The organism is Bradyrhizobium sp. sGM-13, from assembly GCF_018398875.1.
Classification (GTDB): domain Bacteria; phylum Pseudomonadota; class Alphaproteobacteria; order Rhizobiales; family Xanthobacteraceae; genus Bradyrhizobium.
In genome coordinates this window covers 1-23,603 of sequence record NZ_JAGWDK010000035.1, presented here as the reverse complement: position 1 = coordinate 23,603, position 23,603 = coordinate 1, and the positions used below count along the sequence as shown (strand labels likewise).

The 23,603-nt window shown below is 59.2% G+C and carries 20 protein-coding genes and 2 pseudogenes; 9 read left to right on the top strand and 13 right to left on the bottom strand.

The features are described from left to right. The first annotated feature begins 40 nt into the window (after nucleotides 1-40). Nucleotides 41-904, top strand: a complete 864-nt coding sequence (locus KJQ96_RS32445) for a serine/threonine-protein kinase (protein ID WP_309142500.1) — start codon at nucleotides 41-43, stop codon at nucleotides 902-904. Nucleotides 905-1,428: 524 nt separating this feature from the next. Here the strand turns inward: KJQ96_RS32445 and KJQ96_RS32440 are convergent. Further along, a complete protein-coding gene (locus tag KJQ96_RS32440; protein ID WP_213290419.1) occupies nucleotides 1,429-1,989 on the bottom strand; it encodes a hypothetical protein in 561 nt (186 codons plus the stop codon). Between the two features lie 1,711 nt (nucleotides 1,990-3,700). Between KJQ96_RS32440 and KJQ96_RS32435 the strand changes: the two genes are divergently transcribed. The 4 genes from KJQ96_RS32435 to xopAG all read left to right on the top strand — a co-directional run bounded on the left by KJQ96_RS32435 (nucleotide 3,701) and on the right by xopAG (nucleotide 8,522). Continuing rightward, nucleotides 3,701-5,182, top strand: coding sequence for a type VI secretion system Vgr family protein (locus KJQ96_RS32435; protein WP_213290418.1), 1,482 nt, complete (start codon nucleotides 3,701-3,703; stop codon nucleotides 5,180-5,182). 22 nt (nucleotides 5,183-5,204) lie between these two features. Next, complete coding sequence (locus KJQ96_RS32430; protein ID WP_108522804.1) at nucleotides 5,205-5,564, top strand: hypothetical protein; 360 nt, start codon at nucleotides 5,205-5,207, stop codon at nucleotides 5,562-5,564. 195 nt (nucleotides 5,565-5,759) lie between these two features. Next, a complete protein-coding gene (locus KJQ96_RS32425) occupies nucleotides 5,760-6,272 on the top strand; it encodes an Hcp family type VI secretion system effector (RefSeq protein WP_213290417.1) in 513 nt (170 codons plus the stop codon). A 777-nt stretch (nucleotides 6,273-7,049) separates the two neighbouring features. Beyond that, nucleotides 7,050-8,522 carry a XopAG/AvrGf1 family type III secretion system effector gene (xopAG, locus tag KJQ96_RS32420; protein WP_213290416.1) on the top strand — a complete coding sequence of 491 codons (1,473 nt, stop codon included), beginning with the start codon at nucleotides 7,050-7,052 and terminating at the stop codon, nucleotides 8,520-8,522. Between the two features lie 183 nt (nucleotides 8,523-8,705). Here xopAG and KJQ96_RS32415 read toward each other — a convergent pair whose 3' ends face one another. The 7 genes from KJQ96_RS32415 to KJQ96_RS32385 form a co-directional block, all read right to left on the bottom strand. Further along, nucleotides 8,706-8,927, bottom strand: coding sequence for a hypothetical protein (locus KJQ96_RS32415; protein WP_213256423.1), 222 nt, complete (start codon nucleotides 8,925-8,927; stop codon nucleotides 8,706-8,708). 423 nt (nucleotides 8,928-9,350) lie between these two features. Continuing rightward, entirely contained in the window at nucleotides 9,351-11,123 is a 1,773-nt protein-coding gene (locus KJQ96_RS32410) for a tetratricopeptide repeat protein (RefSeq protein ID WP_213290415.1), read from the bottom strand. A 5-nt stretch (nucleotides 11,124-11,128) separates the two neighbouring features. After that, nucleotides 11,129-11,785 carry a DUF3540 domain-containing protein gene (locus KJQ96_RS32405; RefSeq protein WP_213290414.1) on the bottom strand — a complete coding sequence of 219 codons (657 nt, stop codon included), beginning with the start codon at nucleotides 11,783-11,785 and terminating at the stop codon, nucleotides 11,129-11,131. Nucleotides 11,786-11,802: 17 nt separating this feature from the next. Beyond that, nucleotides 11,803-12,759 carry a hypothetical protein gene (locus tag KJQ96_RS32400; protein WP_213290413.1) on the bottom strand — a complete coding sequence of 319 codons (957 nt, stop codon included), beginning with the start codon at nucleotides 12,757-12,759 and terminating at the stop codon, nucleotides 11,803-11,805. A 34-nt stretch (nucleotides 12,760-12,793) separates the two neighbouring features. Further along, a complete protein-coding gene (locus KJQ96_RS42235) occupies nucleotides 12,794-13,174 on the bottom strand; it encodes a DUF4150 domain-containing protein (protein WP_375293224.1) in 381 nt (126 codons plus the stop codon). Between the two features lie 31 nt (nucleotides 13,175-13,205). After that, a complete protein-coding gene (locus KJQ96_RS32390) occupies nucleotides 13,206-14,264 on the bottom strand; it encodes a pentapeptide repeat-containing protein (RefSeq protein WP_213290412.1) in 1,059 nt (352 codons plus the stop codon). A gap of 7 nt (nucleotides 14,265-14,271) precedes the next feature. After that, the gene (locus KJQ96_RS32385) at nucleotides 14,272-17,424 is read right to left on the bottom strand and encodes a DUF2169 domain-containing protein (RefSeq protein WP_213290411.1); all 3,153 of its coding nucleotides are present in this window, start codon (nucleotides 17,422-17,424) and stop codon (nucleotides 14,272-14,274) included. 134 nt (nucleotides 17,425-17,558) lie between these two features. On the opposite strand from KJQ96_RS32385, the gene KJQ96_RS32380 reads away from it, so the two are divergent. Together KJQ96_RS32380 and KJQ96_RS32375 are read left to right on the top strand one after the other, a co-directional pair. Next, nucleotides 17,559-17,804: a hypothetical protein gene (locus tag KJQ96_RS32380; RefSeq protein WP_108522811.1), complete on the top strand. Its 246-nt coding sequence runs from the start codon at nucleotides 17,559-17,561 to the stop codon at nucleotides 17,802-17,804. Between the two features lie 326 nt (nucleotides 17,805-18,130). Then, nucleotides 18,131-19,516: pseudogene (locus tag KJQ96_RS32375) on the top strand (trehalose-6-phosphate synthase); the annotation flags it as partial. Between the two features lie 460 nt (nucleotides 19,517-19,976). Here KJQ96_RS32375 and KJQ96_RS32370 read toward each other — a convergent pair. The 3 genes from KJQ96_RS32370 to KJQ96_RS32360 form a co-directional block, all read right to left on the bottom strand. Then, nucleotides 19,977-20,180: a hypothetical protein gene (locus KJQ96_RS32370; protein ID WP_057853236.1), complete on the bottom strand. Its 204-nt coding sequence runs from the start codon at nucleotides 20,178-20,180 to the stop codon at nucleotides 19,977-19,979. 24 nt (nucleotides 20,181-20,204) lie between these two features. Then, on the bottom strand, nucleotides 20,205-21,083 hold the full coding sequence (locus KJQ96_RS32365) for a type III polyketide synthase (RefSeq protein ID WP_213290409.1): 879 nt from the start codon (nucleotides 21,081-21,083) through the stop codon (nucleotides 20,205-20,207). A 484-nt stretch (nucleotides 21,084-21,567) separates the two neighbouring features. After that, nucleotides 21,568-21,825, bottom strand: a complete 258-nt coding sequence (locus KJQ96_RS32360) for a hypothetical protein (protein ID WP_213290408.1) — start codon at nucleotides 21,823-21,825, stop codon at nucleotides 21,568-21,570. Nucleotides 21,826-22,177: 352 nt separating this feature from the next. On the opposite strand from KJQ96_RS32360, the gene KJQ96_RS32355 reads away from it, so the two are divergent. After that, nucleotides 22,178-22,414 (top strand): hypothetical protein, encoded by a 237-nt coding sequence (locus KJQ96_RS32355; protein ID WP_244608668.1) that lies wholly within the window; start codon nucleotides 22,178-22,180, stop codon nucleotides 22,412-22,414. Nucleotides 22,415-22,665: 251 nt separating this feature from the next. Here the strand turns inward: KJQ96_RS32355 and KJQ96_RS32350 are convergent. Together KJQ96_RS32350 and KJQ96_RS32345 are read right to left on the bottom strand one after the other, a co-directional pair. Next, nucleotides 22,666-22,809 (bottom strand): annotated as a pseudogene (locus KJQ96_RS32350) (IS3 family transposase); the annotation flags it as partial. A 62-nt stretch (nucleotides 22,810-22,871) separates the two neighbouring features. Further along, nucleotides 22,872-23,069, bottom strand: coding sequence for a hypothetical protein (locus tag KJQ96_RS32345; RefSeq protein WP_108522814.1), 198 nt, complete (start codon nucleotides 23,067-23,069; stop codon nucleotides 22,872-22,874). Nucleotides 23,070-23,206: 137 nt separating this feature from the next. Here KJQ96_RS32345 and KJQ96_RS32340 point away from each other — a divergent pair, with 137 nt between their 5' ends. Further along, complete coding sequence (locus tag KJQ96_RS32340) at nucleotides 23,207-23,482, top strand: hypothetical protein (RefSeq protein ID WP_108522815.1); 276 nt, start codon at nucleotides 23,207-23,209, stop codon at nucleotides 23,480-23,482. Nucleotides 23,483-23,603: the final 121 nt, after the last annotated feature.

Below are 23,603 nucleotides of genomic sequence, written 5' to 3'. Positions count from 1 at the left end.
TGGCCGAGGCTGCATTGTGAGTACGGCCCCCTTGGGATACGTGCTCGGCGGCCGTTTCGACCTGGCGGAGGTCATTAGCGAGGGCGGCACCAGCACCGTCTATCGTGCGATTGATCGCATCGGCCTGTGGGCGCGCGAACAAAGTCCAGAAGTCGCAGTGAAGGTCATCCAACCACATGCGAAGATCCGCCAGAAATTAGTGGAGTTGTTGCACCGCGAGGCGCGTCTTTTGCGTGATTGCGTACACCGGAATTTGGTGCGGGTCTACGATTCCGACTACGACGGCAAGTACCATTACCTAGTCATGGAGTTCTTAAAAGGCCGCTCGCTGGCGCAGATCCTGGCCGATCGTCAGGGACGGCCGCTGTCACCCTCTGTGTCCTTTCAGATCGTCCGCGCCGCCGGGCAGGGCCTCGTCCACATGCATAGTCTAGGGATCGTCCATGGTGACCTCAAACCGGGAAATATCTTCATGACCTCGACCGGCGAAATCAAAATTGTGGACTTTGGGACAGTCCTCATGCTGGACGGTCCGCGGCACCACGAAAGGGCTGCGGCTCTGCTCGATCAGATTGGAGTGTTGACGCCGGCTTATGCGTCGCCGGAGATGCTGATGGGTGAGCCACGGGCAGAAAGCGACGATGTCTATTCTCTCGCGGTGGTCGCCTACCTGACCCTGACCGGCACCCACCCGTATGCGCAGTGGCCAGCCAACGAGGCGCTCAACGCAAATCTCACACCGGCGCCGCCGCCGACTATTTCGCCAGCGCAATGGCGGGTCCTCGCTTCCGGGCTTGCCCTCAACCGCCGTGACCGTATCGAAACCGTCGGTGAGTTCGTCCAGCGTCTTGGCCGCCCGCCCTGGTTCTACCGATTGTGCGGTCAACGCGCGCCGCTGTCGTAAAGCGAGAGCAGGCGCCCTCGAAGCTACATTTCTCTGTAGGAAGCAAAAAAGCCAGAATGCGAGGTCATCGAGAGCGGACAGGCTCTCTTTTTGAGTGCTCATCGGCAACGCGAGAGAGGATCTCTCCTCTCCGCCAGAATTCGCCCGAAGCGCCGCAATTCAAATTGTATCGATAGATCCGCGGAACGAGATTTGGTGGTTTCGTCGCCGGATTACGGCGCGGCTCACCCGTTTCGGATTGACGGCCAGATCAAGCAATCTTTGCATACGGCGACTGGGACGAGGCGAACACCTCCGCTGCCAGAACGCACCCTGTACGACGAGCGGTCTCGGCCGAATTTGGAGACCGGCGCCAGGGAGGCCGCCCGACCGCTCGTCGCGCCGGGAAATCGAGAGCCCGGCCATGCGGATATTTTATAAAATGCCAACGCCGGTTCCTTCATTCTTTCTTTAGCTTGCCTGACGCTGCCTGAATTTCGACTATCGCTCGGCATGGGAGTTCGTCCACGACAGTAAGCTCAGCTTCAAAAAACGCGTGTTGGCTGGCGAACGCGATTTTCCCGAGATCGCGCCGGGCCGGGCCCCTGATTGGAGCCGCTGCTGTTACCGCTATTGCCGCTGCTGCTGCTGCCACTGTTGCCGCTGCCGCTGCTACCGCGGCTGTCGATGGTATCGCTGCTACTGCGGCTGCCCGACAACGGCCCGGCTCCATCAAAGCCCTGAAACATCACATGCCTCTCACGGGCCCAGTTCTCGAAATGCAGGTCCCGAAGCATATCTCGCAAGTTCAGGAGGCGGTTACGAAACCCGCCAATCGCCGGTACATCGCGCCCTATATAGTCGGCTGCATAGGCTTCTATGTCCGTATCCAACGACGGCAGTGCAATCCGGTCAGCCATTGGGGGTCTGTTGGTCTCGCGGATCCACGCGAGGAAGTCGTACATATCGCCTGCGGCAACGGCGGCACCGTAGGAGCGGCGGCGCGGAAGCTTCGCAGCAAGCCAGTTCCAGAAGTGGTCATAAAGCTGCGTATCCACCACATAGGGGCGGGGCCACTGATTGGAGCCGCTACTGCTGTCACTCACGCGAACCTCCGGTAAAAGGTGCAACTGCAGCGGTAAGGCATGCTCGCTCGATCCGAAGCGCGCACGTCGCGTGAGTTCGGTTGGGGGCCGTCTTGCCCGATGTTTTCGAATTGAAAAGCAGCACGATTCGCCGCCGCTCCAGCTTGTTTGCGATCAATCTTCCAACAGCCCACACTCCGTCGTTCGGTAGCGCCATATATGCTCCGATGACCATGAGGAATCCGACGACGTCGACCATCTGAACTTCTCGAGACACGTTCTCGCGTTCGCCCATAAAAGGCAATTCTACCGGAGCAATAACGAGTCGATCGGCTGCCGTATGATCCCGAGCGACGAGAAGCTCAAACCGCCGGCTCATCTGCGCCTCACGCTCTGCTCCTCGGATCCCTTTCCTTGTCTGCGCACGGACCGGAGCCATGGCTGTCCTGTCGCGTCGCAATGTCGGCGCCCTCGATAGCTCCGGGGTTATCTCGGCCTCGCATCCAAGGCGGTTCGCAGACAGGAGCCACGATCTTCAGTGCCGCGTCTAGCCTGAAGCGGTCATAACGCGCCCCCTCTTAGGAGCGCAAGGCGCGTCGTGCTTTTCTGAGGTGCTCAGGCTAGAACAAGAGATCGCGATGCCAGAAAGTGAAACAGATCAATCTGCACTGTCTGTTCGGTCACAAACACTTTCTGTTCAATGATCGACATGTCTGTTTGCTGGGCAGTCTTAGAATCGAAGTACCGTCTTCAATGTTGTGGCCCACCAAACAGGCTCGCCATCAGCCGTCGAAAGGCCTCTCTTTGGCAGCCTCGCGCGGCACGTCACTTGCTGATCATCTTGGACCGTTCCTCTGGAGGTCGGTTTTAAAAATATAACCTTGTCGAGCGACAAATCATGGGATGCCGCGAAACGGCCTCATGTCAGGGTTCGACCAGCTTTGTCCAGTGTCTGACAGTCGCGCCGCCTCTGTCAGGTTGAGAACACTTATTTGCCAAACCTCAGTTTTTCAAAAACTAATCAGAGATCAAATGAGGAGACGTCATTGGCACGGCTGTTGCTATTGAGATGTAGCGACACCGATTGGCTGAGTACACGAAGCGCAAGACGAATGATGCTCTCTTTCCCTTGAACCCGTGTGCATCGTTTTGAGAAGGAAACCCAGCGTATCTACCACCGCACCTGAGAGCGCACACAACAGGCGCGTGGGCCAGTCGATCGGCTTCACAACAATGGCGCGAAAGAGGCGGCCAATGCTAGCGCCGCAGGCAGTTCGAATGCACACCCGGGTGTCGTATCCGTGCTGATGGGCAAGGCTCACCGTGTGAGATGCAGCTTGCGCTCGGAGCTGTTGGAGAGAGCGATGAACTCTTCAGAACCAATGTCGCCAGATGCGCCGTTTGGACGTGCATCACGGCGCCGCTAGCCGATCGCGATGCACTATGCATGGCAACGAGAAGCTACCATCTCGCCAGCGGAATGGCGGGGGCTCGCTTCAGGCCCTAAACCGCCGCGACCGTATCGAGCCTGTCGGTGAGTTCGTCCGGCGTCTCGACCGTCCCGTGCCTGGCTTTACTAAGTTCTGCTGTCGGCGACATGCTGCTGTCGTAAAACGCGTAAGGAAGGTGAGATATCGTTAGCATTGAGTGCTTCGGGCTCCCAATCGACCCGCGCTCCGCGGCACCTGTGACGAGCATGCCTAACACTGCCACAGTTTGACTTGGTGCACCGATGACCAACGACTCCAATCTCAGTATTGACCTGCACATTTGCAGCAAGCCCGACATTGAACTCGACGTGCAAGGGTTCGAGGGCACAGAGTGCATTTCCCTGCCGTTCAGCTACGTGATCTATGCCACGACATCGAGCAATGTCGATACCGGCGCTTTGATAGGCGAGCGCGCCAAGCTGTCTGTCAAAACCGCATGCGGGCGATGGCTCGCCTCGGGCCTGTGCGCCCAAGTTGAGGAACTCGATCCAACGGTGACTGACCTGCGGGTGCTCCAGTTCGTCCTGCGGCCGCGTTTTGCGGTCGCCGAGCTCTCCATCGCGAGCCGCATTTATGGCCCTGGCCAACCCATGGGCGTCGATGACATCATTAAACAGCAGTTGAACAAGGTGAGCATCAACATTCCCACCGAATACAATCTTGATCGCTATCCCAAGCGAAATTATGTTGTGCAATACAATGAAAGTGATTTGACGTTCATTTCGCGCCTTTGCGAACGGAACGGAATTTTCTACTTCTTCAAGCAGGAAGACGAGGGTGAAACCGTCGTCTTCGGCGACAAGAATCTGGCCTTCCCCAAGATCGGGTTCGGCGTTAAGTCGGCGATTCTTTATGCGCGCCAGCACGAGCGCAAGACATCGCGAGGCGTCGACGAAAGCGCCGTTCGGTCATTCCGGCAGCGCCGGGTTCTCTCGACAAAGACCATCGCGCTCCGCGATTACAACGAAACGGTGCCTTCCGTCGTGTCCGTCGATAAGCAGGTCGGACAAGGCAGCGGCTTCTTGGGCAAAGCCTCGCGCTTCGGCGGGCATTTTGCGACCGAAGCAGAAGCGGCCACGCTGGCCCGGATCCGTGCCGAGCAGATCTGCGCCGGCCAGACAATGTACATCGCCCACAGCGACGCACCGGAGCTGCGCGCTGGCGTCATTTTCGAACTGGAGGGCCATCCCCGCTTCGATGGTGAATATCTCGTCATCGCCGCGGATCACTCGGCCTATCGCCCGGCGCCAACCGGATTCGGCGCATTCGGGCAAAATGGGCGAGCCTACCAGAACATGGTCCATTGCATCCGCTCGGACGTGCCTTATCGACCGGTTGCGATGACGCCTGTCCCTCTTGGCGTCGGCCTCCACACCGCCACAGTCGATGGAGAAGCTTGGAACGGGCGGGCCGAGATCGACGACCAGGGCCGCTACAAGCTGCAGCTTACATTCGCCGACGAACCGGCCGAGGGCCCTGGCAGCGACTACGTGCGCAAGCTCGAACCTTATGCAGGTCCGAATCAAACCGGCTTGCATTGTCCGTTGGTCCCCGGAACGGAAGTTCTGGTCGGCTACATCAACGGCGACATTGACCGGCCGGTAGTGGTCGGAGCGGTCCACAATCCAGATATGAAGGGAGGAGTGACCTCGGACACGCACTTGTCCAATCGCCTTATGTCGCAATCTGGCGCCTCGATCGTGATGTACGACGGACCTGCGTGATTTCTTCACCTCATGGAGCCTAATGGCCGTCTGGCGCCCAGCGACTCACGAGATCGACCCGCTATTGGAAGCGGTCGCCAATACGGCACGCGCGACCATCCTGCCAACAGCATCGATCAACATACCACTGCCGTCGGCCGATGGCATTTGCTCGCAACGGCTTCGTGACGGACGAGAATTGCGCCTCAAATTATCCGCGCACTATCTCGAGCAGGAACGACGCGGTCCTTGCACGGTGCTCGTCTACGCCCTGCAGGGCAATGCCGTTGTTGATAACCGCATGGGTTACCGTGTGACGGGGCAGGCTGTCCTCGACGTTGCCACACGTGCATTTCTCGATGTTGAGTGTCAATTGGAACAGGTCGGCCCTGTCATGCCGTGACGGATTGCTGTCGCGATCGCGACGAGGTCTTTGCGTGATGGGTGCCGGTGCCTGGAAATCTGCCCAGCCCTATTGACCATCACGTCCGGAAGGCTCGAAAATTCAGGTGTCGGGTGCACACGGCTCTTGGCACGGATGTTGCGATGTCCATCGTGCCGGTGTGTGCCGGCGTATGCCAAAGACTGGGAGACGAACGTGTCACTTGAAGCCTACATGACAATCAAGGGAAAGAAGCAGGGCGACATCTCCAAGGATGCCTCCAAGCCGGTCAGCATCGGGCAGGTCGGCAAGAGTGATGCGGGTAAGCAAGGGAAGATCACCGTTGTCGCCTTCACCAGCGGCATCATCGTTCCGCGCGATGTGACGAGCGGTGTCGCCACGGGCGCTCGCAACCACCAGCCGGTGCTCTTCACCAAGTTTTTCGATCGGGCCTCGCCGCTGCTATGGCAGGCGCTGGCCACCAACGAGGTGCTCGAAGAGGTGGTCTGCGAGTTCTACCGCACCGATCCAGGGGGCATGCCGCAGCCGCAGAACTTCTTCAAAATAAGCTGGAAGAGCGCGACGTTAGTCGAGGGCAAGGCTTATGTGCCGCTGACGATCAATCCGCAGAACAACTTCTTTCAGAACATGGAAGACTGGTCGTTCACCTACAAAGAAGTGAAATGGGAGCACGTGCCCGGCAGCACGAGCGGCGAGGATAAATGGTGACAACGCCGCGACGTTTGCGCTGTCGCCGTTTTGCGGCGTCTACGAAGCGCTGTGCACCCCCGCCAAGCCAAGGACGGTGACTTGGTCCCAGGCACCGTCCGGTACATGGTGGATACATTGCGCACATTCGACGCGTCGCAGGACTTGGAAGTGGCCATGCCGGGTCTGCTTCACGGCAGTGTGCAGACAATGCTAAGAGTAGGTAGATCGGTCCAGCCTTGCTCAACAGAATGTTGGATAGGCCGGGAGCATTGGCTGCCATTGCCGATTGGCGCATTGAGGCTGGGCCAATTGAGCAAGCCGGGCTCATATGCCTGCTGATCGGACGAATTGTCGGACGCACAACGTAGACATGCGGCAAAGATACGCCGGTTCATTTGGTGGCTTTAGGGCCTCGCGGTGCATCAAGTGGGTCGTGTTCGGACCGAAATATCGCGCGTGTAGCCGAACAGGGTGCCGGAATCGTACTGTTGATCCTGCGTCATGGGTAGTGATTGACGAACATGAGATGCGAATTGGGAACAACCAGCCTTCACGGCGTTCGGGACTCAACCGGCGGATCGTTTGTGGACTGCCTGACAGCTTAGCGCGATGACCGCGTTCCACGAAATGGGCAATTCCCTTGCTTCTCTACGTTCCCGGGTTTGGCGGATCGTTGGCGGCCAGGCTGAGGCCCCAAATATGCTCAGTGCGTTTCACCAGGCGGGTCATTCACTTGCTGCGCTTCGCTCCCAGGTTTGGCAAATCGTCGGCGGACAGGCCGAGACCCCGAGTGCGATGACTGCGCTCAATGGAGAGGGGCATTCACTTGCTGCGGTCAGTGCCCGGAGTGTGGCAACTCCAACTGGGAGGAGCTCTGCACTGCGGCAGGTCGAGAAGGGAACGAATAATGGAGACGGAGCGAAGGGCGGGAGGGGAGACGGGCCAAACTTTGCGCGCGCAGTGAAATACGGATTGTATCTCGCGGGCGCGGGCTACGCCTATAATGAGGTCGCAAACGACTTTTTCCTTTCTACCACATCACTGCACGACGGGAAGAAGGGCTTCACCAGTAACGAACGGCTTAGGTTGGCTCAGGCGAAGGCGAGGGAGTATTACACGTCGTATCACGCTGCCGACCCTGACACTCGGCGCCTCAATGAACGTCCCCTCAATCCAATCCGTACCTGCGGTAACAACCTGTTCGTAACGATGATCGATTACCGGGCGGCGACCTATGTACACGTTGGTCGCCTGGTGGATTCCATAGCGGCGCACACTTCTCTTGTGCTGAACCTGAGCTGCATGAAGGGTCATCTCGTGAAGGACGAGTGCGTGGCCAAGTACAGGCCATCCAAAGTGCCGAAGGATCCGGACCTGACGAACAGTCCGCTATACGACAGAAAGAACAAGTACGCATTGACGGGCGTGCTCAACGATGAAACTGGTGCTTATGGCTACACCTCGAGGTCGATCACCCAACCTTTCGTGAACAAGGGCGTTCAGCACTTCCGGGACGCCACCTTCCAGAGCGAGAAGGGACTAACTTTCAAGCGATGCATCGAGAGGCTGGAGGCGCTGCTCGACAAGGACGGCGGTCTCAGAGAGGAGGCCCAGTTCGCGGCTGGCCAAGCCATCCTGAACTTCAGGCAGGTCTACGCTGCGGACGAGCATTGGGGACACGCTGAGAACGTCGTGATGCAGACCCTGTACGAGCACGGCTGGCTGTCACGGGCCGAAACCGACAAGCTCGATGCGACGCTTATGTTCGAAGATCCAAATAAGAACCCGCTCAAACGCAACAAAAGCTGGGTTGGGCCGGGACTACACCAACTCGACGTCTGGCTTCAGGAGAGGCGATCGGGTCATGATTCCGTGATAGGTGAGGAGTTGAACCACCGGGCGATCGATGACATGAAAAATCTGCCCATCGCGCACTTCAAGTTGAACGAGCAGGGCAATGGGTTCGAGGATTGCTCAGGGTTGGGCGATTCGTTCACGTGCGCCAATGCCGTCGCCTGCATCAATCACGCGCGCTTGATGAGTGGCCAGCCACGCCTCTCAAAGGAGGACGTTATAGTCATCGTCGCGTGCCTTAACACCGTATACGACGACACGACGTCAATACGGCATACGCTCCACGAGGTGGCACGCGGCTGCTTCGCCGGTGCTGGCTACACCACCGAAGACGCGGATGAGTTCTACGAGGGGGTGTGTCGGAAGGCCGCGCGAGAGTATTACGGCGGCAGATATCTCTCGAAGCAGAGTTGATGCCGTAAGGAGTGGTGCATTAGCGAGCGACGCTCTCGAGGCGGTCTGAGCTGGAACACGAGTTAGGTCCGATCTCTTTGCACGCCTGCTTCCCGAGAAGCTGGACGTCGAATCCGATAGGATGAAAAAAAGCTGTTCGTTGGAGGGGATGATAGGGCGGGGACGCGACCGAATGTCGCGACTTCAAGGACGATTTCGGTCGCGCTCTAAGAACGAGAAGTTGGCCATGACGGTGCCGCAGTCACCCAGAATGGCGCAGTGATCGACTGCGCGGAACATGGTCAAAGTCATGCCAGCGCCTCGCTGGGCTTGTTCTGTCTTCATCAATGCCGTCTTCTCCGGCAAGCAAGTGCGCCGGAACGGCTCTTCTCGAAGCCGATAGCCGTCACCACGGATGGTGATCACCGACGATTGATGAAGCAGCGATCAAGGACCGGCCGAACAGTTGCAGCCGGACGTAGTACGTCTGCACGAAATCTGCGACCGTCGACTCTGTTGATATTGTTGACGGGATTCATCACATTCACCTCCAAATCTGACCAGATCAAGCAGGACCGGTGACTCCTAGATAGAAACGTTCTCATGGGCGGCAAGTCTCGCGTAACGCCCTTCGGATGTTACCGTCATCCAAAAGCGGATGAACAACGTGATTGTCTCGAACGTGACACTTTCATTGCGTTCAAGCCGCTCGAGCACGTGCGCGATGCGTTCGCCCCTTTGGCTATCGCAGCCCAGCCGCCAATCGCAATCGTCTGGAGAAAGGAAGCAGGAAATCGCAGCTTCAGCAACCAGCGACTTGGGCTTGCCGCGATGCTGTGGGAGCGCCGCTCAGTCAATCGTTCGTGTGCGCAGCAGGGTCTCGAGCCGGCGCCGACCATTGTCGATCGCGCCGGACCAATGGCCGAACCGTTCCTGCACGACAACCTCGAATGAAGGATACCACAATGGCTTGCCGTCGGCCTGAGCCCAATACCAGGGATAACCGCGCGGCACGAAGACCACGCCGGGAACGCCGAGCGCTCCGGCGATATGGACGGCGAAGCTGTCGGGCCCAACCACGGCGTCGAGATTGGCGATCGCTGCGATCAATTCCGCAGGACACTCGATATGCACACCAGCATCGATCGGGCGACTCCATCGCTTCATGTCATGCCGTTGCGCCCCGCTCATCAAACTGACCGGGGTGACGGAGCGAGAGATCACGGCGGCGACGTGCTCCATCGAGAGGCCGAGAGCGCCATCCTCCCACACGATGCCCACCAAAGGCCTTGCGAACGCGGCCAGAGCATCCCGCCATTTGGCGAACAGTTCGGCTTCGGGGCGTAGGTAGGGAATGCCATCGGCAATGTTGCGGGCGTCGGTCGACAGAACGCGCAATAACGATTGCAACGGCATAGCTGAGAGCTCGGGCCTCGGCTCGTCCGAAATGACCTGCTCAGCGAGGCCGGCAAGAAGAGCCTGGTAACGTGGCTCCGCGACCACATGTACATTTTGCTGGCTCGTCAGCCGACGCAAGAGACGAACGAGTGCTACGAATTCGAGGGTGCCCGTCGTCGGCGGCACGACTATCTGCGGCACAAGCGCCAAGGCGGCCGGATCAGGTGTCGGGAAGTGACCGAGCGTCAGTTCAAGCGTCGTCTGTAGAGACTTCGCTGCTTCGCTCTCTGGTCGCGTGTGCACGACGTGGCCGACAAGCTTGAGGGATTCATCGAACCGGCCAACGAGATGCAGGACACGCGCCAGAGCAAGCGTGGCGGAAGGATCCGATTTGCGAGCGCGAACGAATTCCGTCAGTTGCGCAATGCCTCGGTCCACCTCACCCTTGGCAATCGTAACGCGGGCCACGATTTCGCGCGCACCAACATGAGCCGGCGCATAGGCGAGCAGTTTCTTGCAGGTGGCCTCCGCTTGTGGCCAGAGTCCGGTTGCGGCGCGGCAATAAGCCAGATGAAAGAGCCCGGCTGTATCGAGCGGGGCGCGCAGATGCGCGCGTTCCGCAAGGTTGAGCGCCTCGTCGAAGCGGCTGCGTTCGAGCATGAGCACCGATAAATTGACCAGCGCATCGGGATCGTTCGGAGCAATCTCAAGCGCACGAAGCAGGACGGCCTCAGCCGACGAGCTGTGGCCCAAGGCGAACTCGATGGCGCCGAGTTGAAGGAGGGCACGCGCATTCCCTGGCTCGTGTCGGACAACGGTCTCCGTCATCGCGCGGGCTTCCGCAACGTTGCCGCGGCTCTGTAGGGCATGAGCGAGCGCCAGCTTGATCTCCTCGTTGCGCGGAGCGAGAGCCGCCGCGCGTTCGAGGCAAATCACGGCCTCCTCAGCGCGGCCGAGCAATCCGTGGGCGATGCCGAGATTGGTGGTGAGGCCGGCGTGTTCGGGGTAGATGGTCGCCGCTTCCGACAGCATGTCGAAGGCAAACTCGAGCCGCCGCCGCGCAAGTGCCAGTGTGGCCCTCGCATTGAGCGTATCGGGATCACTTGTGGTGGCGACCTCCTCCAGTAGCGCCTCCGCCTCCTCGAGACGGCCGGCCGCGATAAACTCCTGGACCGTTCTAACCCTCTCCTGCCGGGTCGGAGCCGGCATGCCAGTGGACAGCATCTGTGCTATGCAACCGTGACGCGTTTGCCGTCGAGGCGGAGATCCTCGCTCACCGCGATGACTTTGCTGTGGGCTATCTCGGAGGCAATGCCGGTGACCCTAATGGCCTGGGTTTCGGTCTGCAATGAGTCAATACGCTCGATCACCGCGACACGCTCGACCGCCTTCACCGTAAGCAACTCGGCGCTCGCTTCCTGGATCCGCGCCGAGCATCGGACACGGTCCGCGACTAACGTGTAGAGCTTGCCGATCCAGGTGCCTTTGTTCGCGAGCACCGCAAACAACTTAGCCTGCAGATCGATACTATCGGCGCGCAAGGATATGCGCTGGCGCGCGGCGATGGTGATGGTCTCGCCCTCAATCGACATGTTGCGACCTCCTGGTAGGCCGACCATGCCACCATTGGAAGCCGCCCGCTCGAGCACGGTCACGACGAAGGCTTGCTCCACGTTAGCGAAGAGCAGCACCATGTCCCGTGGTATAGGCCGGACCAGGCAGCCAACAGCCACCGTCGCCGTGTGACGAGCGCCAGCGACTTCGACCTTCATCGCAGTGCCATCATCGCTGACTGACACTACACGGGCTGTGTGATGTCCAGGTTCAAGCAAGCGCTCGGCCATCGCCAAGATGTCGGTGTTTGTGGCACGGATCGTCATCGTCATTCCTGCTCTCCAGCCGGCTACATGAAATTTATCGACTTCTTTTGTATGACTTCCTCATTGCCGGTGCTGGACATGATCTGAGCTGCTCGGGTCACAAGCTCGTACTGTTCCGTGCTTGACTTTCCCTGACTCAATTCTTCTTCCGTTACGGACACGCTCATCTTGCAGACCTTGCCGTCGCGGCCGACCACCTTCAAGTCGTCAACCGGCGCGAGCTTGAAATTGCTTGTCCTGAGAATCTTGGTATCACTATCGGCCGACTTGAAGTCGGGTCCAAAAACACACTTGGCCGAATTGCCGATCACTTGCTTGACGTCGTTTCCTTGGACAATGTCAAGTTTGTTGCCGATGGTGATAGAGTTCATATCGCTCAGATTGAATGAACATTCTCTTGAGATCTTGAAGGTGAACGCTTCCCCAAAGAACATGCATACGTTATTGGCCATCGCCAGCGTGGTAGCTGCGCCTCTCATGCAGGTGAATTTAGTGCCTTGAAAGAATTCCTTGGTGTCGCCCATCGTCTGCTTTTCCGAGTTGCCAACGGTCGTTTCCAGCTTGTGGCCGTTGTTGATGAGCTTGACGCGGTTCGAGGCCGTCAGGATGATGTCCGCAGGCGTCCCATTAGCGCCAGCACTGATTGACACGCCATTCTCGGCGGAGATCTCATAAGTGCCTTTCGAGACCTGATGTTGGGAGTTGCCGTTCGTGACCTCCGTGGTCTGACCGCGACCGATTTTGAGCAGTGCAGCGCCTTCGATATTTGCCTGGAAGTCCTTGTTGGTGAAGGCAAGTAAGCCGGCATTGTCACTTTCATGTTTGCTGATCGCAGCTGGACTTTCGCCAATAGTCGTTGTGAGACCCGTGACAAGTGTTTCTTCTTCGTCCGAATAAGAACCGAGGCGCAGATAACTCGACTTGGTCAGGGGAGAAGACGGTGTTTCTGGAACGACCAGTCGCGTATAGGCATTTGGCATAGTAGGCTTCCCTAATCGTGTGGCTGTGGGCACCTCAGCGCTGCGCCATCAAGCGGGTTTGAGAGGGCGATATCGAAAGTCCGAACGCGTTCGGGTTGGCACCATTCTGCTTAGTCGGCATCCCCATTTTGGTTGCCGGTGACCCGCCGATTGACAAATTGTCCGATCCCGCTTTGGCGCGGCCTGGACCCATGACAAGGCCAGAGATGACGCCGAGGGCCACACCTGCGCTATCACCCATCGATGTCGCGCGCTCGGTCGTCATGTTGTGTGCAGGCATACACATGATTAGGAACCGAGACTGCGTAGGAATAGCCGTCGTGTTCATAGCGACGTTTGGATAGGGGGTAGGCACAACGGCGGGACCGGATGGCGTGTTGCAGACGTCGGGAAACGCTTGATCCTCCGCCGACATCGGGCCACTTGAATTGACAAAAGTCATTTGTTTAGCTCACTCCGTTGAGAGGGATGACGCGGCTTGCATCGTAGAGTTCAGCGACGGCGCGTTCCGGCACAGTATGCAGGGCACTCCCACGCTGGGTCACGAACAGACTGCCTTCGGTCGACGCGCAGTGAAAGTCAGTGCGCAGAAAGCGCGAGCCGGAAAAATCGCTGCCATCAACCTTGGCGTGGTGCATCAGCGCATAGGACATGTCGGCGCCGGCAAACAAGGCGAACTTGGCCGATGCACGTGTGAAAACGGCCATCGCCAATGTTGTGCCCGAAAGATCGCAGCCGTCGAGGCACGCCTCTACGAAGATGCATTGCGTCAAATTGGCATTGCGCAGCCTTGCGGTTTGCAGGTTAGCCCTGACAAACAGTGCGTTCGGAGCCGTCGCGCTAGAGAGGTCGGCGCCAACGAGGCTCGCGCCCGCCAACACCGCACCGGAGAGGTCTGCTCCGGACAGGTTTGTGCGGTTCAGCTTGGCGCCGCTCAAGTTTGCTCGCGCAAGCATCAGCCCGGAGAGGTCCCGCTCTGACAGATCGCATTCCGAGAAGAGAATCGTGTCGCAATGCAGTCCCGTGAGCTGTGCACTGCGCAAATCGGCCTGCGTTATCGCGGCGTTCGTCAGCGTGGCGTTGTCGAGTACGACATCGGCGAGCCCACAATCCATGAGAGCGCTTTGAGATAGGGTGGCCCCGCGCAGGGTGGTCTGGTCCAATACGCAACGCATGGCTGTCGTCTGGCTGAACCGCGTCTCGCTGAAGTTGCTATGGCTGAAATCTGATGACATGAACGTCGACTGGGTGAAGCGCGCCCGCCGCCAGTCGGATCTGCCAGCGCGGCAACCGACGAATATGCATTTTTCAAGGCAACCGTCGGCAAAGGAAGCGCCGGTGAAGTCGCAGTCCTGAAACGTCATGCCGGTCAGGCGGGCACGCGTGAACTGGCTGCCGCGAAAAGAAGAACTCAGCACAACGCCATCGTTCAGGCTCAGTCCAGACAGCATCTGGCCATCGAGGTTGGCTTCGCGTACGGGGAACTTATGGTCGACCGATTGCAATAAGAGATCAATTGACATGGCGCGTGACCATCAGGACGGTGCGGTCGATATTTGCGTTGCTCAAATCGGTCGCGACCAAAGAAGCATCCATCAGGTCGGCGCCATAGAGATTTGCATGGCGTAGACTGGCGCCGGTGAGGTCGGCTTCATTGAGATGTGCCTCGAGCAGGTTAGCGGCATAGAAGTCGGTGCCGCGCAGATCGTTGCCAGTGAAGACCGCGCGTTTCAGCGATGTCATCCGGAAGATGGCGCGCGCCAGCGTCGACTTGCCGAAATAAACACCGTTCAGTCGAGCCATGGTGAAGTCGGTGCCGCTGAGGTCGGCCGCCTGAAAAGAGAGCGCCTCGGCGCTGCTGCGGCCGAAGCGGGCGTCGCGCAGATCGATGTCGCCGATGAAGCTGACTTGGTCAAATTGCGAGCTGCTGAGATCGAGTTGGGGCGCTGCCACTTTGAGAAAGCAGGTTTGCTTAAGTCGCGCGCCAGCAAAGCTCGCACCAGACAGCGATAAATCCATGAATTGTCCGCGCTCGAGGACGGCGTCCCCCCAAACGCTGTTCTCGAGGGCGGCTTTGATGAAGGAGCATTGATGTATTTGCGCAGAGCGGAAGGTTGCCCCGATCATCGGTACCCGCAAAACCTGGAGCTCGCCAAGCCGTGCTTGGTCGAAGGATGCGCCCACCATGCGCGCGCCGAGAAGATTGGTGCGCACAAGCTGGCTGCCTGCGAAACGCGTTCCGCGGCAGTCGGCCTCACCGAGATTGGCTTCGGTGAGATCGGTCGCGCTTAAATCAGCGTTGATGAGCGTTGCGCCGGACAGTGCGGCTTTCATCAGTTTTGCGCCGGCCAGGTTGGTCCCGCTCAGCTTCGCGCGCTCAAGAAAGGCGCCGGAGAAGTCCGCGTTCACGAATCGCCGCCCGGAGAGGTCGGCGCCGGCTAGATCGCGACCAGCAATCGTGCCGCCGCGCCGGAACTCCTCTTCCACCAGATCCCCCAGCGCGCGTGCGACAGCTGGTGCCAGCATCGTTTCAGGCCTGAGCGGCTTGGGTGAGGCGAGCCTTGCTGCGGCCATGCCGGCTGCCAACTGGCCCTCGGCTTTATCGATCTCGGTCCGCAGGACGGTCAATGCTTTCGTAGATTCCGTTTTAGCCGCGGCGATCCTTCCTTCGGGCTCATCAGCGCTTGCCGTTTGATGCGGCGCATTCAAGGCCTCGAACGGCGGGCGGTCATCGGACGGTAACGCAGGAAGGGCCCTTCTGAGCGCCGCTTCAGCATCGGCGAGGGCCGTATGCGCTCGTTGGGCGGCGTCAGGCGGTGTACCGGAGGCCTCGATCTGCGCCAGTATGTCGTCAATGGTCAGGCGCGGCGGCGCCTCTGGCGTGAGGCTCCGCGTTTCTTCCGGAAGTACAAGCGTGGGAATATCGGGAAGCGAAAAGGCGCCGTCCGATATGGCGTTGCGTATCGGCTCGAGCGGTCGTCCAGCCGCCAAGTTAAAGAAACGAGCATGTGCAAGTTCGGATTGTTTTTGCTCGTCGAGCGGTTGCGCTGCTGCGCCAAGGATTTCGCGACGCCAGTTTTTCGCCCGCGCGAGCTTGTCTTCGATATCGCCTATGAGGGCCGGATCAGTGTCCGGCAGCGCAGGGAATGGCGGAGCTTGCTCAAAGCTTGCGTCCATCGACTGCGCAGCGTCCGTGGAACCGATCGCGGCAAGCAAGGCGTCGATATCGCTTGATGCGGCGTTTCGACTGGCAATCTTTTCATAGGCCGCGCGCACGGGTTGATATTGAGCGTCAAGCTTGTCGAGATCGGATTCTGCCTTGGCCTGTACCGTCTCCAAGGCGTCGAGGATCTCGGCCAATTCGATCTCGCCACTCTCGAGTTCCTCCGGCAACAATTCCGGAATGCTTGACGGTTCGATCGACGGTATCTCGATCGTCGGGCGCAGCGAAGGCGGAAGCTCAATGCCCGCGAACTCCTGCTCGAGCGCCCAGCGCATGGAGGCCAGCTGCCGCGCTGCGCGCTGTTCGGCCAAATAGCGCCGCCGCGCCGCGCGGCGTTCGCGTTCGGCAGCCGAAATCTCAGGGGCAAGTTGTTGTTCCGAAAAGGCATACCGTGCGGCGCTCGTCGGGTCGAGCCGCAGCTGCCGGACATTCAGATAATGATCGAACGGCCGCGCGGGCTCGCCTTGTTGTTCGTAAGCGACCATAATGTCGCCAACGTCACTGCCGTCCAATTTCTGCACGGCGGTCGCGGTGCGGTAGATCATGACGCCGCGGCGGGCTCCCGCGAACAGCCACAGGGTATCGATGCGCGTCGGCAGTTCCGTGACGCCACGCGTCGCATCGCTCCAGCCGACGAAGCAGCGCACGCGAAAGGCCGGCAGGCGGCCTTCGATCAACGGATGCTCCGCGGAGAAGTTCTGCAGCGCGTAGGGTTCTCCGCCCGAGATGAAGCCGGCCATGCGCTGGTCTGGCGGCGCAAACAGGAAAAGGCGCGGATCGGCATCGCTCGCCAGAGCGGGAGCAACCGATTTCAGCCACGCGGCGTCATAGGTCCCCGCGTATCGCAGGCGCTCCTTATCATCGAGCGCCATTGGTCCAAAGGCTGCGGGCGGTGCGATCGTTTCGATGAACTGAATCGCGTGCTCGGGGTTTTCCACGTTGGGCAGCGCCACCAGTTCGCCGGCCATGCTGCGGCGAAGAGCCCCGTGGCCGGCGCCGACGGGGTTCGCGGCGTAGCCGGGCCCGCCGAACGCGCGTTGCCGCGTTAGCGGCATTTGCCGGAATGGTTGCGCGGCTGTCGGTCGCCAGCCGGAGGCGGTCATCTGCCAATAACGGTCGCCGGTCACGAGAAGGTGCTTCTGCATCGGTCCGAGCGTCCAGCCCAACATCATGCGCTCCGTCGGCCGTCCCTCAGGCGCTGCCGCATGTCCGGCGATGAGCACTTCCGCTTGCGGCTTGGGCATGCCGATGTCGAGAGGGTTGCCGGGCGGAAGCTCCTTCGCGGCCATCACCCAAAGTTCCTGCTCGCCTTCCAGACGGTCCGCGTTCGGGTTGGCGAGGTCGAACATCGCGAAAACGGAAATGATGAGGCTTGCCCCGGGAGGACGGCGCTCGCATTTGGTCAACAGACCCAGTGTGCGTGGCTTTACAAGAATGGGCATGAGACCCGCCGAGACAATTGTCGCTTCTTCGCTATATTTCTCGAGCGTGACGGACTTGCGTTCCGCCTATGCGGACGCGTCTATGTGTCACATACCAGATTAGGTGGGCAAGAAGATCAGCCAGCGTTGCGTACATGGCCGATCCGAACTGCAAGACTTTGGTCGTCGATCGTGTCGTGGAGAACCGCGACTTGCTTGCGCGGCGCCTTCATCGGCTCGGATTCCGCTTGAGCGACCAGATAGAAGACAGCATCATAAGGGGGCTTGCGGCGATTGCCGAACGGTACAAGCTCTTCCGTCTGCACAAAACCCGTGCTTCGCAGTCCTTTGGAAAGCTGCTCTCGCGAGGCGGAGCTGTTGGTGCAATGGCTCCGGAATGACCACATTTGTCTTGCGGGTCGGCGAGGGGATGTGCGTGGCCCGCCCGCCATTCGAGCCGACCTGCTGTGTTTGGTGGCAGCCGACGAAGCGCGTATGGAATCGTCGATAAATAGACGTGCGAATGGGACCACGCGAGAGCCTTAGTGTGTCTCCGCGGTTCCACACCGCGCAACTGCGTGCAAGAATATCTTTGCATTAAATTTCTTGTTTCCAGTAGCAAGTCTGAATGCCTGCGCGCGTGATTTGGGTTCGTCTTGGTTGAAGCGATAATCAAGCCATATTGATTGAACGTCGGGTGACGGCAGATCAGGGGCAAGGATGACTTGTGAATCTCATCGTCGTGTCGAACCGGGTTGACAGCGGCGACGCCAATCAACCCAAGATAGGCGGCCTTGCGGCTGCGCTACTCCCTGTGGTCGAACAATCCGGAGCAATCTGGGTGGGATCCTCGGACCAATTGGGCGATGGTTGTCGTAAAGCGCCGCTTGTCGAGACGCTCGGCGCAGGCAAGCTTGTGACGCTGAATCTGCCTGCCGTGCATTATCGGCGTTACTATGAGGGCTTTGCCAACTCGGCACTATGGCCGGCCTTGCATTCGCGCACCGACCTGATCGACGCCTCGGCGTTAGACTATCTCAGCTATCGCGAGATCAACACGGTGATGGCAAAAAGACTGCTCCGGTTCGATGAGCCGACCGCGTTCTGGGTGCATGATTATCATTTCCTCCCGCTCGGCACTGAGCTGCGTAAGGTCGGCATCAAGCAGCCGATCGGTTTCTTCCTGCACACGCCATGGCCGCTGCCAGCCATGATGCGGAGTGTGCCGCATCATCGCGAACTGATCGAGGCGATGTTGGCTTACGACCTGATCGGCTTTCAGACCGAGGAGGACCGGAGGAATTTCATCGCCTATGTCAGCACCGATCTCAGGCATCTCAGGCTTACCATCGAGGACTGTGTTGTAACCTCGGGTCATGGCCAAACGCGATCCCAAGTGTTTCCGATCGGCATCGATCCGGTCAAGTTCGCGCAATTGAGCGCCGACGCGGCCTCGGAGCCCTGGATCTCGTGGATACGGCGCGGTCTTAATAGCGAGAAGATTGCTATCAGCGTCGATCGGATCGATTACTCCAAGGGTATCGACAAACGCCTCCACGCTTTAAACCGCCTGTGGACCAAACGGCCGCATCTCGCGCACAGCATCTCGCTATTGCAGATCGCCACCCCGTCGCGCAGCGGCATTGAGGTCTACAGCAATCTGCAGAAAGATGTCGCCCGCCTTGTCTGCGATATCAACAACCGCCATCGTAGGGGCGACTGGACCCCGATTAGTCATTTCGAGGAGGGCTTCAGTCAGGCCGACCTCGCAATTCTTTACCGCGCAGCGAAAGTTGCCGTGGTAACGCCGTTGCGTGACGGCATGAATCTGGTGGCGAAAGAATATGTCGCTGCGCAAGATCCGAACGATCCCGGTGTGCTGATATTGTCTAAATTTGCCGGCGCGGCCAAAGAGCTGGAGGAGGCGCTGCTCGTCGATCCGAACAACATTGATGACATAGCAGACAAGATTTCGGCCGCAATTTCGATGTCGCCTGCCGAGCGCATCTCGCGCTGGCAAGACATGATGAGGACGCTTCTAGCGTATCCCATCCAGCAATGGACCGCGGACTTCGTTGCGGAGTTGGAGAAAATTCGGACCGAGAAACTCGCGGGACAGTTCAGTCCGCGGAATGTGGGGGAGCCTAGCGGCTCGAAAGGGAAAGTCGAGGGGAAATTAGCCGGCGGGGCAAGCCATTTGGACCTGCCGCGGCGGTTGTCACGTCCAGCGTTCGATGTACGGGCTAGGAGATTAGATGATGATTTCACGCACATCGTAGGCTCGGGCTGGAACCACGGTCCCCAACTGGCCCCGGACGTCCTGCTCGGCGTGCTGAATAGAGTAGACGCCTTCCCGAGGCCGTTCCAGCCGACGACAAATTTTTACATCCATGGTCATCCCTACATGGCGCAGTTGGCTGCAGGGTTGAGGGAGGTGACCCCTAACAATCCGCTGGGCGTCAACGTTATTCTCATACCTCGGCTTAAGGGCGGCTGAACAACCGCGCGTGGGTTGTAATCGGCACCTCTTGCTCGAACCGTCGATTATCAAAGGCCTTCGATCATAGATGTCGTCATATTTGCCGCCGCCTGCCGAGGTCCAAGTTGAGGACGGTCACCGGATCGAGGCCGTCATCGTCGTTGAGAACATTGTAATGCATCGCGCCGCCATCCTTCATAAATCGGCACCTCCAGTGCGGCGGCATTAACGCGGTGGCCGAGCAGACCGGCGGCAGAGTACGCATCTCGGGCACGCTGGCGCTCAGCAGCACCGGCAACGAATTTGTTGATACCGGCCACTACTACGCGATCCGCGCCAATCGGTCACCGACTGACTCAAGATGTGCAGACCCTCGCTGAGCCGCTTCGCTGTCAACCCATTTCAGTAACGACAGTTCGGCCGAGAACCCTGGTCCGAACGCAGCTAGGATTCCGTATGATCCTGGCGCCTGCTCCTCATGCTCAAGCACGTGATCCAAAACGAATAGTACAGTTGCGCTCGACATATTTCCATGACGTCGAAGAGTTTCATAGCTGGAAAAGAAGTTTTCAGACGATCTCCCAAGGCCCTGCTCACAAACATCCAATACTTTTCTCCCGCCGGGATGAAAGATTAAGCTCTTCGCTTGGTTAGAATGGATGCCATCCTCCGCTAGCAACGACCGCAGTGCATGTGGCATCAATTCGCTAATCATTGATGGAATGCGCTCAGAGACGACGACTTCAAATCCGGCGTCGCCAAAATGCCAGCCCATTAAAGAAGTCGAGTCGGGGTAAAGCAAACTCGTATTTCTTACGATACCCAGTTTGCCAGAGCCGCTTTCAGCTGGGCCGATTAGGAGCGCGGCAGCGCCATCCCCAAAGAGGCTTGAAGCAACAACGTTCTTCGGGGTGAGATCATTCGGCTGGAATGTAAGGGATGTCAGCTCCACAGCAATGAGGAGAACGCGTTCGCTCGTTGCGCGGCAAATCGCTCCTGCCAAGCTAACTCCCGATGCTCCTCCGGCACATCGGAGGCCGAATATGGGCGTCTGTCGTACATTTGTTCGCAGTCCGACCTTCGAGATCACATCCACATCGAGACTGGGGGTAGCTATCCCGCTCGACGAGACAAATATAATCCGATCGACGTGTTCGGGCTTCACGCCGGCCCTGTTGAGACAGAGCACGGTCGCTTGCATGCGAGCTCCTTTGCACATTCCAAGTATATCTGGTTTGTCTCACTTATGCGATGCTCGCTGAGAAGCCATTCGGGCGCTACACAAAAGAAACGCTGATCGACTAGCGTATTATCGAATACTGTAAGATACCTCTTCAGCTTCTCCATTCTAGATCCGAAGTGGCGACCCGCTAGTACCTTGGCCTCGGTTTGCGAAATTCGGAATGTTGGCAAAGCCGTCCCAACAGCCAAAATTCTGGACATCAGTTCCTCTTGTTGTTCGCCTCGAACCAAAGCGACGATCAAAGACGTCCGCTACGTCCCAGCGTTAGTTCACGTGGACCAAACCGATGCCGATGTCCTGCCCAATGCGGGCAGTTTCTGCGAGGCCGCTCGCTGGAAAAGCCCGCGATCCCGGTTGAAAAGAAGTCCAGGTTCCGAGGGCCCATGAACAGGCAATCGTACTCAGCGCCGACGGTTATTGAAAAAAGCGCTCAAGGTCCGCCCTACTGTAGCGCCCCGCCGGGTTTCGCTACCGTCGGTGAGGGCAGCCCAGTCGCAAATTCGGAGAGTTGATATTTATCGCGGGCGACCGCAGCGCCGCCTTTCACATACAGCAGCACGTCAGTCCAGGCGTAGCCAAGCAGACCCGTGAGCAGGCCGAATGCATCAACCCTGGTTTCATCCTGGAGGCCTACGAAAGTGAGGTTAGCGTTGGAGTCCTTGAAATCAGCGCAGTTGCCGTTCGCCCGGATGCCGAACACCGAGTTGGCTATCTGCCAGCGGAAGCGGATTTCGCCGCCGAGCGGGCCTCCTGTCGCACTATGGCTCCTGATGGGAAGGGGCGGAGTGCGGACCACAACGCCAGCGTTGACGAGATGCCAGCATCGACGCGCGGGGCCGCCACCGCTATTGATACCGATGTAGGAACCGGTTCGCTCGGGAGAGCCGCGCGGCCAGATCAGCGGCAGAGGCGGCCAGCACCACCAGGGCTACCGTGCCCAGCAGGATTCTTTTCATCCTTCTTGACCCAATTCCGATGCAACTTTCTTGACGGTGTCCATGGATCACGGTTGCCATGTACCTGTCTTCTCCATCAATTGATAGGGTTGGTAGTTGACTGGTCAGATCGTGCCCGCCTCTGCCAATGAATCGCTCGCCTTCTTCGACGCGGGCCGCGCGAGTTCGTCGCGCCCCAGACGTTTTGCCATTGTCGATAGGCCTGACGCCGCCAGACACATCGACTGGGTCTCGCGGGAGGTCGACATGTCGGACGAAGCTGGCTCGGTCGTCGCCGAGCATCTCGGCGATGTCCGCGACGAGCTTCTCGCCTCCGAGGCGAGCTATGAGTGAGCGTCACATGACGGTGTCCCGGCCGCGACCTGACTGAGGTCGGCGCGGCCGTGACTGCCGTCGGTGACGCGCTCACCGAACTGCGAGTTGCACTATCAGCTCTTCGCCTTCATGTCGCGGCCCGCCCAAGGGCGTCGAGTTCGCGGCCTCCGAGGAGCAAGTCATCCGCAACGCCATCGCGGCGGCGCTCGGCGCCGGCCCCGAAGGCGCACCTAAAAGGCATTCTCAACCTTGCTGCCGGGTGCAGTTCAGCGGTCATCGCGCAGCTTGGCTTTGACGCGCCGCTTGGGCGTTTTGTTGCGCAGTTGCAGGCCCAACTCGCGGTAGACGCGCCGGGTCTTGTTCTGGCCGCGGCGCCATCCTTCATGACGAAGCAGGACGTGAACGCGGCGATAGGCCGAAGAAGCGTACGGCGCCAACGATCAGTGACAAAGCTGCCCGGACAGCGGTAGCGGAGCTAAACAAAGAGCCGAAACGGCGTGATGTCGAGCGCCGGCGCGAAGAGGCCGCGGACGGCCAGGAACGTGAGCGACGCGAGAAGGCGGTCGCAAAGGCGCAGGCGGCTCTCGACAGGGCCGTGCAGAATCGTGAGGCTCCTGCCATCGGGCGCGAAATTCTGCATCGACCGCCAGCGACTGATAGAGAGCGCGACCATGCGCCTTGCCGTGTGCTTGCGAAATCGCAATCCAGGCGCGCGCGATATCGCCATCGGCTGCCAATCCGAGACGCGCGACGATCGCTTGAATCTGTGCCTTGTGACTCAACCGCGGCTGCAGTTCCTTGGCGGCGCGATTGATCGTCGTTGAAGCCGGCTGCGTGCAAGTGTTTCCTGGTGGCTTCGACTTTTGCGAGATCGTCCGGTGTGACGTCGGCGGCAATCTTCATCGGCCCCGCCAAGGTCTGCCGCAGAACCGATTCAAGCTCCCGCAAGGCGTGGGCCGCGAGCGGAATGGATACCCGGAGCGGAAGCGCGCCAGCCGACAGCCGGCAGAAGTCGACATAGCAGTCGGCCATGCCCTTTCCGAGCAATTGCCGGATCAGGGCCGCCGTATTCTGCTGCTCCGGTGAAAGGTCTGGTCTCTTGGCAGGCTCGTCCATCTAACGCTGTCGGTTAACGCCGCGCGTGCTGGCGCGGCGGGCAATGAATTCTTTCATCAACGGCAGAAAAAACGCCTTGCTGAAATGGCCA

Excerpts from the sequence above, each read along its gene's own strand:
- KJQ96_RS32410 (WP_213290415.1), bottom strand. The coding sequence starts at position 11,123 with ATGCTGTCCACTGGCATGCCGGCTCCGACCCGGCAGGAGAGGGTTAGA.
- KJQ96_RS32385 (WP_213290411.1), bottom strand. The coding sequence starts at position 17,424 with ATGCCCATTCTTGTAAAGCCACGCACACTGGGTCTGTTGACCAAATGC.
- KJQ96_RS32400 (WP_213290413.1), bottom strand. The coding sequence starts at position 12,759 with ATGCCAAATGCCTATACGCGACTGGTCGTTCCAGAAACACCGTCTTCT.
- xopAG (WP_213290416.1), top strand. The coding sequence starts at position 7,050 with ATGACTGCGCTCAATGGAGAGGGGCATTCACTTGCTGCGGTCAGTGCC.
- KJQ96_RS32365 (WP_213290409.1), bottom strand. The coding sequence starts at position 21,083 with ATGCAAGCGACCGTGCTCTGTCTCAACAGGGCCGGCGTGAAGCCCGAA.
- KJQ96_RS32345 (WP_108522814.1), bottom strand. The coding sequence starts at position 23,069 with ATGGTCGCGCTCTCTATCAGTCGCTGGCGGTCGATGCAGAATTTCGCG.
- KJQ96_RS32435 (WP_213290418.1), top strand. The coding sequence starts at position 3,701 with ATGACCAACGACTCCAATCTCAGTATTGACCTGCACATTTGCAGCAAG.
- KJQ96_RS42235 (WP_375293224.1), bottom strand. The coding sequence starts at position 13,174 with ATGTCGGCGGAGGATCAAGCGTTTCCCGACGTCTGCAACACGCCATCC.
- KJQ96_RS32405 (WP_213290414.1), bottom strand. The coding sequence starts at position 11,785 with ATGACGATGACGATCCGTGCCACAAACACCGACATCTTGGCGATGGCC.
- KJQ96_RS32430 (WP_108522804.1), top strand. The coding sequence starts at position 5,205 with ATGGCCGTCTGGCGCCCAGCGACTCACGAGATCGACCCGCTATTGGAA.
- KJQ96_RS32380 (WP_108522811.1), top strand. The coding sequence starts at position 17,559 with ATGGCCGATCCGAACTGCAAGACTTTGGTCGTCGATCGTGTCGTGGAG.